10 protein-coding genes are annotated in these 13,165 nt (G+C 57.3%); 8 read left to right on the top strand and 2 right to left on the bottom strand.

Translation table 11 applies throughout. The annotated features are described in order from the left end of the window. Positions 1-3: 3 nt before the first annotated feature. From AC5P6A_RS07850 to AC5P6A_RS07840, 3 genes are read left to right on the top strand one after another with little or no spacing between them, the layout of a single operon-like run. A complete protein-coding gene (locus tag AC5P6A_RS07850) occupies positions 4-696 on the top strand; it encodes a YjbF family lipoprotein (RefSeq protein ID WP_329843121.1) in 693 nt (230 codons plus the stop codon). Then, the gene (locus AC5P6A_RS07845; RefSeq protein ID WP_329843123.1) at positions 693-1,466 is read left to right on the top strand and encodes a capsule biosynthesis GfcC family protein; all 774 of its coding nucleotides are present in this window, start codon (positions 693-695) and stop codon (positions 1,464-1,466) included. Before AC5P6A_RS07850 ends, AC5P6A_RS07845 begins: the two co-directional genes overlap by 4 nt. After that, entirely contained in the window at positions 1,466-3,586 is a 2,121-nt protein-coding gene (locus AC5P6A_RS07840) for a YjbH domain-containing protein (protein WP_171952070.1), read from the top strand. The genes AC5P6A_RS07845 and AC5P6A_RS07840 overlap by 1 nt, the downstream gene beginning before the upstream one ends. Positions 3,587-3,767: 181 nt before the next feature. On the opposite strand, the gene AC5P6A_RS07835 is transcribed toward AC5P6A_RS07840, so the two are convergent. Further along, entirely contained in the window at positions 3,768-5,996 is a 2,229-nt protein-coding gene (locus AC5P6A_RS07835; RefSeq protein ID WP_329843125.1) for a polysaccharide biosynthesis tyrosine autokinase, read from the bottom strand. Between the two features lie 38 nt (positions 5,997-6,034). Then, the gene (locus AC5P6A_RS07830; protein ID WP_010484736.1) at positions 6,035-6,475 is read right to left on the bottom strand and encodes a low molecular weight protein-tyrosine-phosphatase; all 441 of its coding nucleotides are present in this window, start codon (positions 6,473-6,475) and stop codon (positions 6,035-6,037) included. Between the two features lie 315 nt (positions 6,476-6,790). Between AC5P6A_RS07830 and AC5P6A_RS07825 the strand changes: the two genes are divergently transcribed. The 5 genes from AC5P6A_RS07825 to AC5P6A_RS07805 all read left to right on the top strand — a co-directional run bounded on the left by AC5P6A_RS07825 (position 6,791) and on the right by AC5P6A_RS07805 (position 13,075). Then, entirely contained in the window at positions 6,791-8,212 is a 1,422-nt protein-coding gene (locus AC5P6A_RS07825; protein WP_329843126.1) for an undecaprenyl-phosphate glucose phosphotransferase, read from the top strand. Between the two features lie 81 nt (positions 8,213-8,293). Continuing rightward, the gene (locus AC5P6A_RS07820) at positions 8,294-9,583 is read left to right on the top strand and encodes an oligosaccharide flippase family protein (RefSeq protein WP_329843127.1); all 1,290 of its coding nucleotides are present in this window, start codon (positions 8,294-8,296) and stop codon (positions 9,581-9,583) included. Beyond that, positions 9,580-10,599, top strand: a complete 1,020-nt coding sequence (locus AC5P6A_RS07815; RefSeq protein ID WP_428707893.1) for a glycosyltransferase — start codon at positions 9,580-9,582, stop codon at positions 10,597-10,599. The genes AC5P6A_RS07820 and AC5P6A_RS07815 overlap by 4 nt, the downstream gene beginning before the upstream one ends. Beyond that, on the top strand, positions 10,596-11,804 hold the full coding sequence (locus AC5P6A_RS07810) for a glycosyltransferase family 4 protein (RefSeq protein ID WP_329843128.1): 1,209 nt from the start codon (positions 10,596-10,598) through the stop codon (positions 11,802-11,804). The genes AC5P6A_RS07815 and AC5P6A_RS07810 overlap by 4 nt, the downstream gene beginning before the upstream one ends. After that, positions 11,801-13,075: an O-antigen ligase family protein gene (locus AC5P6A_RS07805; RefSeq protein ID WP_329843129.1), complete on the top strand. Its 1,275-nt coding sequence runs from the start codon at positions 11,801-11,803 to the stop codon at positions 13,073-13,075. The genes AC5P6A_RS07810 and AC5P6A_RS07805 overlap by 4 nt, the downstream gene beginning before the upstream one ends. The last annotated feature ends 90 nt before the right edge of the window (positions 13,076-13,165 follow it).

Below are 13,165 nucleotides of genomic sequence, written 5' to 3'. Positions count from 1 at the left end.
ACCATGAGCAGGATCGCTCAGGCCGCCACCCGACACGCAAACCGCCAGCGCCCAGTGGCGCTGGCCTTGCTTGTACTCATCACCGCAACCAGTTGCGGCGTGGTGGGCAAGACCAGCGTCAAGTCGGTCCAGATGGCGCTGCAGGGCAAGCCCGACGTGGAGCCCACGGCCGCCGAGGTAGCCGCCAATCGATTCCCGCAGATCAAGGTCACCGGTCCGGCAGGCGGCGCCGTCTTGGTGCTTGGCAACATCGACTCCGGGCGCCAGGCCTGGTACAGCTCCGAGCGAAGCATCGTCTTCCTCCGTGATGGTGTCGTCGTCGGAACCCACGGCAGCAGCCCGGAGCTTCAGGACATGACGCTCGAAGGGGACTCCCCCTTCCACGCGCTGCACCGGATAGCAGACGGCACGACCGTGCAACGCCGATACGACGTGATGCCTGATTATCGTTATGGAATGAAGGTCATCGGCACCCTGACCACCCTGGCCAAAGAGAAGGTCCATATCCTGGAGATCGAACGCGAGCTGCTGCACGTGCGGGAGCGGCTTCAGGGCGAAGGCTGGAAGCGCGACAACCACTACTGGGTCGATCCTGCCAACGGGTTCATCTGGAAGAGCATCCAAGCCATCGCACCCGACACCAGCCTTGAAGTTGTCCAGCTCAAGCCCTACTCGCAGGACCTGCAGAACCGATGACACTGCGACCGATCATCCTTGGGCTGGCACTGGCGCTGGCCACCTATGCGCACGCCTCATCGCCGATTGGCGTCGAAGCGGTCGGCCATGTCCGTAACCCTGGCGCACACACCCTGCCTGCCCGGGCCCGCCTCAGCGCGGCAGCACTCGCAGCAGCACCGGATGCAGAAGCCTACATGCCGGGAGCGGCGCTTCTGCGACAACGCTCACTGCTGCCTCAGACCCGCCTCAAGGCCGGCCTGCTCTTCGACCTTGAAACGCTCGCCTCTCAGCAGGACGCCCCGGAGCTTGCCGAAGCAGCCGCTCTACTGGCGCGCGAACTCGGGGATCTACCCGTAACGGGGCGTGAGCCACAGCTACTTGATCCGCGCCGCCTTGAAGCAAGCGCCACAGAAAATCGGCCCGCACTTGAGGGCGACCGCGTTGTCTATCCCGGCCGACCCGATACCGTGCAGGTGACTGGTGCCGTAGCACAACCGTGCAAGCTCGAACATCAGTTCTCGCTTGACGCACGACACTATCGCAGCACCTGCCCCATCTTGCCAGCGGCGAGCCGGGATGATCTCTACGTCATCCAGCCCGACGGCAAAGTGCAGCAACTCGGCGTGGCCCTGTGGAACCGCAGCACGCCCGTGCACCTTGCTCCTGGGGCGGTGATCTACGTGCCGCTGGACACCGCGAAGATCCGCACGATTGCCCCCGATGTCAACGAGGATGCCGTGCGCTTCCTTGCCACCCAGGTGCTGGATGCACCCGGAGTTTCATACTGATGCGCCATCGTTCCATCCCACTGGCACGCGCCGGTGTTGCCCTTCTCAGCCTGAGCATCAGTGCTGTATTGAACGCACAAACTGCCCCTGCTCCCACCGCCAGCGATTGGGGCGGCGTTGGCCTGCTGCAGACCCCTACCGCACGCATGGCCGACGACGGCGAGGTGAGCTTCACCGCAAGCCATACCTCGCCCTACAGTCGCTACAACGTGGTGATGCAGCCCCTGCCCTGGGTCGAAGGCGCGTTCCGCTATGTATCGGTAGCGAACCGACGCTATGGCCCGGAATGGCTGAGCGGCAAGCAGAACTACAAGGACAAGTCGATCGACCTGAAGGTCCGGCTGTGGCAGGAAAGCCGATGGGCGCCTGAGCTGTCCGCAGGCTTCCGCGATATCGGCGGTACTGGCCTGTTCTCCAGTGAGTATCTGGTTGCAAGCAAGCGATTCGGGCCCATCGATGCAAGCCTCGGCCTCGCCACCGGCTACATCGGCAATCGAGGCGATTTCTCGAACCCACTTCGGGTGATCAGCGATCGCTTTGAAGAGCGCCCGCGCGCGCAGGGCACTGGCAACTTCAACAGCAAGGGCATGTTCCGCGGTCCCGTCGGCATCTTCGGCGGCATCGCGTACCAGACCCCCTGGGAACCCCTGCAGCTGAAGCTTGAGTACGACGGCAACGACTACAAGCGCGAACCACAGAACAACAATCAAACGCAGAAGAGCCCGATCAACCTGGGCGCGAGCTATGCCGTGAATCCCAACGTGCAACTGCATCTTGGCTGGGAGCGCGGCGACACAGCCATGTTCGGCATTACCCTGCGCGGCAATGTGGCACGAGCGAAATCCACGCCCAAGCTGCTGGATCCGCCCCCAGTTGCGCGAGCATCCGCGGCCCCCTCTGCGCAGTCAATCGATGACATCGACTGGCCCGCCTTGAGCCGGACCCTGGAAGAGAACGCCGGCCTTCGTGTCACGGGCATCAGCCGACGTGGATCGGAAGTCATTGTCAGCGGCGAACAGCGTCGGTTCTACTACCCGGCGCAGGGAGTTGGCCGCGCGGCGCGCATCCTGGATTCCGAACTGCCATCCGATACCACCTGGTTCACGATCGAGAATACCCGCCTGGGCGTACCCGTCGTGGAAAGCAGCATCGAGCGCAGCACCTTCAACAGTTACCTCGACAATCGTACCCCGCTGAGCGAACTGGCCGGCCACATCGAGCAGGCAGCACCTGCTCAGCAGCGCCGTGAGAGCCTTTATGCGGCGCCACTTCGACGCTACGACGGCGCGTTCAATATTGGATACCAGCAGCAGCTCGGTGGTCCCGATGGCTTCTTCCTGTTCCAGGTCGCAGGCACCTACTCGGCCAATTTCCACTTCACGCGGAATACCTGGCTGAGCGGAACGCTCAGCTACAACGCGTACAACAACTACGACCGCTTCCGCTACGACGCCCCAAGCAACCTGCCCCGGGTCCGCACGAACATCCGTAAGTACTTGACTACGGAAGACCTGACCCTGACCAACCTGCAGTTCACCAGCAATCATCAGCTGGGCAAAGACCTGTATGGCTCGGCCTACGCCGGGCTGTTCGAGGCCATGTACGGCGGTGTGGGTGGTGAGATCCTCTACCGCCCCCTCAATGAGCGCTGGGCCGTGGGTGCCGAGCTGAACTGGGTGAAGCAGCGCGATTTCGATCAACGCTTCAGCTTCCGCGACTACAGCACCACCACCGGCCATGCCAGCTTCTATTATCAGTGGGGCGATGAGCACAAGATCACCAGCATGATCAGCGCCGGTCGCTACCTGGCAAAGGACTGGGGTGCCACGATCTCGGTTGCGCGCGCCTTCGACAATGGCGTCAACATGGGCGCATACGCTACCAAGACCGATGTTTCGTCCAAGGACTTTGGCGAAGGCAGCTTCGACAAGGGCATCTTCATTTCGATTCCCTTCGACTTCCTGCTGCCACGCTCAACCCGTGCGCGTGCGACGTTCGCTTGGAATCCGCTGTATCGGGATGGTGGCGCGCGCCTGAGCCGAAGCTATGCGCTGTACCAGCTGACTTCAGAGCGGGATCCGGACTTCTTCTTCGACAATCTCGACAGAATCGACGACTGACGACGGGCATCCACCCCACTCGACAGAGACCAAGGAAGGGCCGGCTGCCAGCGCAGCCGGCCCTTCTCGTTTGCCTGCGCTGACCTGGTGCCCCACAGCCAAAAGAAAGGGCCGGTTGCACATGCAACCGACCCTTCCTCTCTCGGAGGGGAAAGCCCTTCAGCTCACCCCCTTGGAGCAATCACTTCTCGCTTGAAGCGTACTCGTAGTAGCCATAGCTGTAATAGCCCGTGGCACGCTTCTCCACCGCATTGAAGATCGCGCCCTTCACCTTCACGCCATTCTGCTCGAAGCGCTTCATCGACAGCTCGATCTCCTTCGGCTGGTTCACGCCGAATCGCGTCACCATCAGGGTAGAGCCGGCGTGGTTGGCCACAATTGCGGCGTCGGTGACCGCAAGAATCGGCGGCGTATCGACGATCACCAGGTCGTATTCCTTGGCCAGGCCCTCCAGCAGCTGCAGGAAGCGCGGGTGCATCAGCAGCTCGGACGGGTTCGGCGGGATATCACCGCGGGTGATGTAATGCATGTTCTCCAGGCCCGGGACGGCATGAATCGCATCCTGCAGCGTCACCTTGCCGGCCAGCACGTCAGACAAGCCCCCGGAATGCGACACGCCCAGCACCTTGTGCAGGGTACCCTTTCGCATATCAACGTCGACGACAAGGACCTTCTGGCCCGCCTGAGCGACGACAGCCGCCAGGTTCGCCGAAATGAAGGTCTTGCCGACACCGGGCCGCGGGCCCGAGATGGCCAGAATGTTGTTCTTGGCCTCAAGCATTGCAAAGTGCAAGCTTGTGCGGAGGCTGCGCAATGCCTCCACCGCCAGGTCGGCGGGCTCGGCAGCGGCCAGAAGGTGGGACCGGCCATCTGCCACCACGCGCTTCTTGCCACCCTTGCCCTTCTGAACCTTCAGAAGATTCCGCGAGTTGCTGAGCGGAATGGCGGCATACACGGGCAACCCCAGTTCCTCGATCTGCGCCGGATCCTCCACGCCAGGATTGAGCATGCGGAGCAGGAAAACTGCGGCCGTGGACAGGAATGCGCCCAACAGGAACGACACAAGAACAATCAGCGGCTTGCGAGGCTTCACCGGCTTGCTGATATCAACGATCGCATCATCAACGATCCGGACATTGCCAACCGTACCGGCCCGCGCAACATCCAACTGCTGCGCCTGGTTCAACAGCGCGGTGTACAGCTCGTTGCTGACCTGCAGATCACGGGTATGTCGCAGCAGTTCCTGCTGCGTATCAGGCAGCGCGCTCACTTCACGACGGAATCCACTCTTGCGTGCCTCAAGCTCGCCGATCTGGTTCAGCATCGCACGGTAGGCCGGATGCTCGCGCGTGAAGCTGCGATCCATCTCCGCCTGCTTCAGGCGCAGCTGCTGGATGCTGGCCTCAACGGCGACCTCCTGCTCGAGCAGACCCTTGGTCTGCATCGTAATGTCGACGGAATTCGAACGGGACTGATAAGCCGCCATTGCCGCCTGCGCGTCCTCCACCTGCTTGCGCACGGTTGGGAGCTGATCCTTCACGAAGGCAAGCTGCGTCGCGGCCTCGGCAGAGCCGCGGTCGACGTTCTGCCGGACGTAGGCTTCAGCAATGTTCTGCACCAGCGCCTGCGCACGATCCGCATCGGTGTCTTCATAGCTGAGGCGAAGGATGCCCGAGTCCTTGCCCTGTTCGGACGCGCGGATGTCTTCCTGCAGCCCGGCGATGACATCGAGGCGACGCTGCTTGGTCAGCGTGAAGCGCATGCCCGGATTGGCATTCAAGCTCGCGACTTCAATCTTGATCCCGCGCGCCTCGGCGGGCATGCCGATCTTGCCGGCAAGAATGGTTTCGCCCTCGTCATCAAGCAGCGAGTACTCCCCAGCCTTGTCACCTGCAACAAGCATCATCGGCTCGTCGAGCAGCCGTGCCGGAACATCCAGGCGATGGATCTTCAGCTCATCGCCGCCCCAGCCATAGCTGGAAAGCCCCAGAACCGGAGCCGCCACTTCCCCCTTGGTCTCACCCGAGAAACGACGTGCAATCAGCCCTCCCACCAATGGGAAACGCCGGGGCTCGATGACCGTCTCAAGCTGCATCTTGTCGACTGCGGTACCGACGATCGTGCGCGAGGTCAGCAGCGCAACCTCAGTGGTGGACGCGGTACTGCCGCCGCCGCCAAGAGAGGTCAGATCTGCAAGACCCGGAATGGTCGGCATCTTCGACTCAACCTGCACCGTGGCCTCTGCCCGATACACCGGCGGCGTCAGGATCGCGTAGGCGGCGCCAACCATCGCGAACAGGAAGGTTGTTCCCAGGATCCACCACTTGCGGTCAATCAGAACGCCCAGCAGATCCCGCAGATCAATCTCGTCGTCTTCGCGGGTGGGCCGCGCACTGGTTTCCTTGGTCATAGCTTCCGTTTCGTGAAAAAACCGCACCAGTGCGGCAATTACTTGATGTGGCTGGCCCAGCGGGCAACGCCCTGCTCGATCAAACCGTAAACGTGTTCGAACGCGATCCTCTGCTGGCGGTAGGGGTCGGGGATCTCCACCCTTCCATCCCAATGCCCCAACAGGAATGTCTTGCCGCTTACCTGAGGAACCTCGCGGGCGATTCGCGCCACGTGGGACTGCTCCATCACCAGCACCAGGTCAGCCGCCGCCAGCACGGATGGCGTCGCCAGACGCCCTCGGTGGGCGCTCGGATCATGCCCCTTCTCCCGAAGCAGCTCTCCCGCGGTCTCATCTATCGGCCGACCGACCAATGCCTGAAGCCCTGCGGAAGAGACATCTACCCCTGTGCGATCCCTGAGTTGGTGCCGCATGAGCACTTCTGCGGTCGGGCTTCGACAGATGTTTCCGATGCAGACCAACAGCACCTTGTTGAACATGGGCCAATCCTCTGGCGGGGCGACGTGAGGTGCATAACGTCAGTCACCAACGCTTCGCATACGAAAGTTAGCCAAGCAGCATACCTGACATGAGGGTGTAACTGAACCCAGCCCTACCAGGCCGATGAGGAGGCGCCCCTGGCCCTAACCCCGGGAATCCGGACGCAGGTCACGTCTTGGTGAAGGTTCTGTTATCATCCTGTGATCGATTGTAACAGCTAACGGGTTGGACTGACGGCCGGATTGGCGCCGCCAGCCCGCCGGGCAGCGAGGCGATTGCTGGATGCACGGATCCTCTACAAGGAAGAAATCGACATGTCTTATATGCCTGCACGGCACCACGCTAGGCTCTGGAACGCTTCAGGAAACAGATTTGCTCCTGCGCTCAGCCTGGCGCTGAGAATCGGGGATCCTCTCATCCTGGTGGCCGCTGCACTGGCGGCCTATGCGATGAGGTTCGGCGATCTGCACATGCCGATGAACTATGCCCGCCTGGTCTCCATCACCGTTCTCTTCGCACTTCTCGTCCTTGGATCCTCGTCATTGTACGAGAGCTGGCGTGGGCGCGGGCTGCTCGCCGAGTTCGGCAAGGTCCTGATGAAGTTCGCCGTGATCTTCGGAGGCCTTCTCGCCTACTCGACCGCGATCCAGGTAACCGATGAGCTTTCACGCATATGGCTCGCCTCGTGGTTTGGCATGAGCCTGGCGGGCGTAATTGCACTCCGCATTGGCGTTCGCGGCATCGCCGGCTGGATCCGGGCCCGGGGCGCAGACTTGCGGAGCGCTGTCATCGTGGGCGCCACGACCGATTCGCAGCACATCGTCAACTCCCTGAGGTCGGCATCCTGGGCAGGAATTGAGGTGCGCGGCTGGTTCGGAACCCCCTCTGACCGCGGCAGCGTGCAGCATGCAAGCAAGCTGGGGGAACTGGATGGGCTCGGCACGTACGTGGAGGCCAATCATATCGATCAGGTGTGGATTGCCCTTCCGATGCGCGACGAAGACAACATCGCAACTGCCCTGAATCAGTTGCAGCATTCCACTGCCGATATCAAGTTCGTGCCTGACATGTTCGGGCTGCACCTGCTGAACCACTCCGTCGAGCAGGTCGCGGGCCTTCCCGTCATCAATCTTCAGCAGACCCCCCTTCAGGGCGGCGCCCGCCTGATCAAGGCCCTGGAAGACCGTATTCTTGCCGGCCTCATCCTGCTCATGATCTCACCGATCATGCTCGCGATTGCGGTGGCGGTGAAGCTGAGCTCCCCAGGCCCGATCTTCTATCGGCAGGAGCGGATGAGCTGGAACAACAAGACGTTCTGGATGCTGAAGTTCCGCTCGATGCCGGTCGACGCCGAGGGCGCCTCTGGCGCAGTGTGGGCGAAGGCCGGCGAGAATCGCGCTACCCGTGTGGGCAGTTTCCTTCGCAAGACCAGCCTGGACGAACTACCACAGTTCATCAACGTCCTGCTGGGCGACATGTCGATCGTTGGACCGCGGCCGGAGCGGCCGGTGTTCGTGCACAAGTTCAAGCACGAAATTCCGTCCTACATGAAAAAACACATGGTGAAGGCGGGCATCACCGGCTGGGCACAGGTCAACGGCTGGCGAGGCTCTACCGATCTTCACAAGCGCATCGAATGTGACCTTTTCTACATTGAGAACTGGTCGCTTGCGTTTGATCTGAAGATTGTCTTCATGACTATATTCAAAGGGTTCGTCAACAAGAACGCCTATTAGAAAACACCCAACCTCGCACAAACTTTCCGCTAAATATTGGATCGCGGATGAAAACGGAACAGAACGCACCCGACTATCAGAATGAAAATTAGGTCAAAGCTCAGCGAGAACATTGTCTCGCTCTTCGCACTTCAGGGAGCAAACTACGCACTCCCGCTACTGACCATTCCATACCTGACAAGAACCCTCGGGCCAGAAAATTTCGGCAAAGCTGCGGTAGCGCAAGCGATCGCCGTCTATTTTGTGATCCTGACCGACTACGGTTTCAATCTTAGCGCAACAAAGAAAGTGGTAGAGGCAAGGGGAAATATCGATGAGATATCCCAACTGGCCGCAAACGTATATGCGGCAAAACTGATTTTGGCAGCGATTTCACTCCTGGCAATGACCTTGGCCGCGACGATCACTCCCGGACTTGAAGGTGATTATGTATTGATCCTAGCTTCGTACACAGCAGTCCTAGGAACGCTAATGTTCCCACTATGGCTATTCCAAGGACTGCAGAAAATGAAACAGGTCTCGCTGATAATGATAGCAGCCCGCCTGACCACTACTGCATCAATATTTGCACTTGTACAAGATCCTCAGGATTTTCGTATCGCCGTGGGACTACAGGGCGCTGCCACAATATTGGCGGCGCTAATCTCTTTTGTAGTTCTCCCCAGAGACTTAAAAGTTTCACCGAGGCTACCTGCACTTCATCAGGTCATTGGTGAACTCAGGGATGGATGGCATGTATTCCTTGCCACAGCGGGCGGCATACTATACACAGGAAGCAACGTCATATTTCTCGCCCTTGTCGCCCCACCAATGCTTGTCGGGCAATACGCGGCCGCGGAGAAATTCATCAAAGCAGTTCAAAGTTTAATCTCTCCAATCTCCCAAGCAGTCTATCCACACATTGCAGCTACGCTTTTGCAGTCAAGAAGCAAAGCCCTTCTTCTTCTTCGAAAGCTTATAAGAATACAGTCCGCCGCAATTTTCGCGGCCAGCCTGGCAATATTCTTATTCTCAGAACATATTTCAAAACTGCTCTTCGGCCCTGAATTCCAAGCAGCAGGAAACTTAATAAAGATCATGTCATTTATCCCACTCCTAATCGCGATTAACAACGTACTGGGGTCACAGGTACTTGTTCAGTTCAAAGCGAGTCGGTTGCTTGTTGTCAGCATATTAATACCAGCCCTACTGCACTTGGCACTACTGTATCCTGCAGCACTTTCGCTCAGCGCGGTTGGAGTATGCATTCTGGCGGTCTGGAGTGAGTTCCTCGTGGCCGGGATCAGAGTAGTCGGAATCCGCAAGCAGCACCCCGACATTGCAAATGCCCTCTGGGGCTCTCAACACAAAGGCCAAGCTGCCAGCTCATGATGCATCCTCTCTCCGATGAACATTCTAAAGTAATTGCGGTAACTGTTACTTACGCGTCGCGCAGAGCGCTCCTGATGCAGACCCTACAAGCAGCATCTCGTGAGCGCGTCCATGCCATCGTGGTCGTCGACAATGGCTCCGATTGGGACGTTAGGGGACTAGAACAGCTGCCGGAGCTCCCTCCGATAACCGTCATAAGCCTTCCCTCGAATGTGGGGAGTGCCGGAGGCTTCTCAGCCGGAATGCGGGCGGCCTGCCAGATGAATGCAGAATTTGCATGGATCCTTGACGACGATAACGTTCCAAGTGAAGGATGTCTTGCTGCGCTACTTAGTAGACATAAGCTGGAGGCGCCGAAATGCGACGGCATAACTGCGATGCTGGCCTACCGTCCCGAGCACCAGCCGCTAATAGCAACAAATGCCCCAACGGGCGAGATAAATCATCGAAAATCCAGCTTCCTCGGATTCCACGTATTTGACCTACCCCGAAAGATTTGGCGGAGATCCAAGCTAGGGGCCCTGGAAAGGCGCGAGCCTGGGGTAGATCCCGTGCGACTAGACTACGCACCCTATAGCGGAATGTTGATCAGACTCAACGATCTTATAAAGATCGGCTTCCCACGAGAGGATTTCATCCTTTACGCGGATGATAGCGAATGGTCTTATCGTATAACTGCTACAGGAGGAAGAATCCTACTTGTTCCGGACGCAAAAATGGAAGACATCGAGTCGTCATGGAACGTAAAGGAAGACTTCGGCTCGTCGATGGCGGCACTACTCATGGGACCGGGCGACGCCAGGGCCTACTACGCGGCGCGGAACTCTACGTTCTTTTTCAACCATTCAATGGGCGGCAGCAGGACAATGAAGGCACTCAATCGTGCTGTATACCTGCTAATTCTCTCAGCAATGTCTGTTCGGCTTGGCGCCCAACAGCGACATTCAATTCTCAAACGCGCCATTGCTGACGGATTGGCTGGCAAACTTGGGAAGAGTGGAAAATATAGCTTGTGAAAATTATATTCATTAATACCTTTGATGACCCGTCGGACGGCGGAGGCACCGAATTCACTCTATGGACGCTAGTGCGCGGACTTGTGGCGGCGGGTCACGATTGCGTAATTCTTTCGACATCCCCCACAAGCGGACTCCACAAGTCTCAGCGAGACGGAATAACGATTTGGAAGGCAGGCTTAGCGAATATTTACTGGCCCGGAAACAAGAAGAAGCGCTCACAGGCCACCAAAATGATGTGGCATGGGATTGATTATCGCAACCCGCTGATGCAACGCCATATCCGCCGGGTTCTGGAGATCGAGAAGCCAGACATCGCCTCAGTTCATAATCTACCAGGCTGGTCGGGACTAGCTTGGCAAACAATTCGAAAATACGGGATCCCAATCGTACAGGTTCTGCATGACCATTATTCCGTCTGCGCAAACAGCGCGATGTTTTCCAACGGAATAAACTGCCATACACCATGCGGGAAATGTTTGATCCTAAGAAATTACCATGCGGAAGACAGCAACTATGTCTCTGCGGTAGTAGGCGTAAGCCAGTACATCCTGCAACGGCATATCGAACTCGGCAGATTCTCCCGCGTGGCGAGCAAGCATGTTATTCACAATGCTCGCGACCCTCGCCCTCTAGGGATTGATGCGAAAGCCCCGCCCAGGGACGAAGTTGTATTCGGGTTCATTGGAAGACTTGACTCAGCAAAGGGAATTGAGAATCTAATAGACTCTTTCACTGGATACCCTAATGATAAAATCAAACTTGTGATCGGCGGAACCGGGGAACCCGATTACATTGAAAACCTCAAGAGCCGAGCATCCGATGATCGCATTATATTTATTGGCAGAACCAATCCGAGAGATTTTTATCCATTTATTGACGCACTTATAGTTCCTTCGTTGTGGAACGAGCCACTTGGAATGGTGGTGGCCGAAGCATTTGCATTCGGAAAGCCCGTGATTGGGTCAAGGAGGGGCGGCATCCCCGAAATGATTCACCATGAAGTGAACGGCCTCCTTTACGATCCGACTAGCAAGACCGAGCTCGTGACTGCGATAAAAGCAATGGCGGAGAATTCCGAGATACTCTCTATGATGAGCACCCAAGCCAAATTGAGCTCACACCCATTTATTGATGTCCCAAGTTGGGCCGCGCGATATGTGAGCATCTATCAGTCCCTGCTTACCAATAAGCAATCAGCATGAACGAGCTTACGGCAGCGCCGAACTTCGATCAGAAGAAGCGGCAAGGGGCAAAAATTGGAAGCATTGCGAGTTTCGCTGCAATCTTATTTCTGACTTCACTTGTATTTGAGGCTCCATTCAGGCTTGCACTAGACTCCGCAGGCTTACCCGCGCTCATTTACTTGCCGAAGTTAGTACTTTTTCTAACCATTCCATTACTACTTAGCAGTGGAAGGCGCCTGACCAGAAGGTCTACACTTGCCTTTATTTTGATTGCAATCGCTTTTATCTATGGGGTTTTAAGCATAGGCTCAGTAAACCAGGTAACATTTGGACTTTGGATTCTCACGCCACTTGCGTTTGGAATGATCGTCTCGCAAGACGTCCTCGGCAATGCACAGCGCTTCAGAACCCCCATACTATTTCTATTCTTCTCAGCAACAACCGGAATATTTCTAGATACGTCATTGGAATTTCCATGGGAGGGCATGCGACTTGATTTAGGCGAGGCGAGCGTTGAGATATCGAGACAATGGACCGCGTTTGGCATTGAGCGATATGCCGGATTTTCCAGAGCATCCTTCAGCGCTGCCGCGCAAATTCTCGTTTTCGGCATCTGGATCGTCGCTACTCAGGGCCGTGTATGGCTTAAGCTCTCCATCTGGCTTCTCGCGGGATACGCGATCTTTTTGACGACATCCAAAGGCCCTGCTGGGGCTTGGGCAGTTCTTTCCATCTTCTTTCTCAGCAGACACATTCCTTTCGCACGCAGATTCATCCGGATAGCCTGGAAGATCATTGCTTGGGCAATCGCCACCGTTGCGATTCTTGCCCCAGTTTCGACCTTTTTTATTGACTATGATTCAAAGATTGAGAACTTCACTGATGCAGTTCTATTTGCGAGCTTTGGAGACCGCCTGACCTGGATGTGGCCTGACTCATTTTCACTCATTCACGCCCCCTTAGAGTGGATTTTTGGTCGATCAATTGGAGGCATTGGAGCTGCCCAAATGTACTTTGAGCCAGCCAACTATTTGCCCGGAGACAACATCTTCGTCTATCTCACAGTCACCGCCGGAGTACCCCTTGCAATCATGCTACTCATCCTTCTTACGAGGAGAGCAATAGCGGCTCTTGCAGATCCAGCGCAAGGAAATTTAGTATATAGTCTAACGGTATTTATTCTTCTATACGGTATCGTTGTTAATATCATTGAAGACCCGCTTCTCGCCCTAATTCTCGGAATGGTGATTTCCACACCAAGATCGGGCACCATTTTCGCTTCCAGATGAAAATACGAGTCAAGCACATCAATAGCTGAGGCGGGAACGCAGCGTTCAGCCAACCAGCTACGCACCAACAAGCTGCCCCCCCCTCTGCCA

The organism is Stenotrophomonas sp. YJH_SMC_20, from assembly GCF_059367845.1.
The sequence above is the reverse complement of the archived record's forward strand: the minus strand, read 5'-3'. Positions and strand labels throughout refer to the sequence as shown.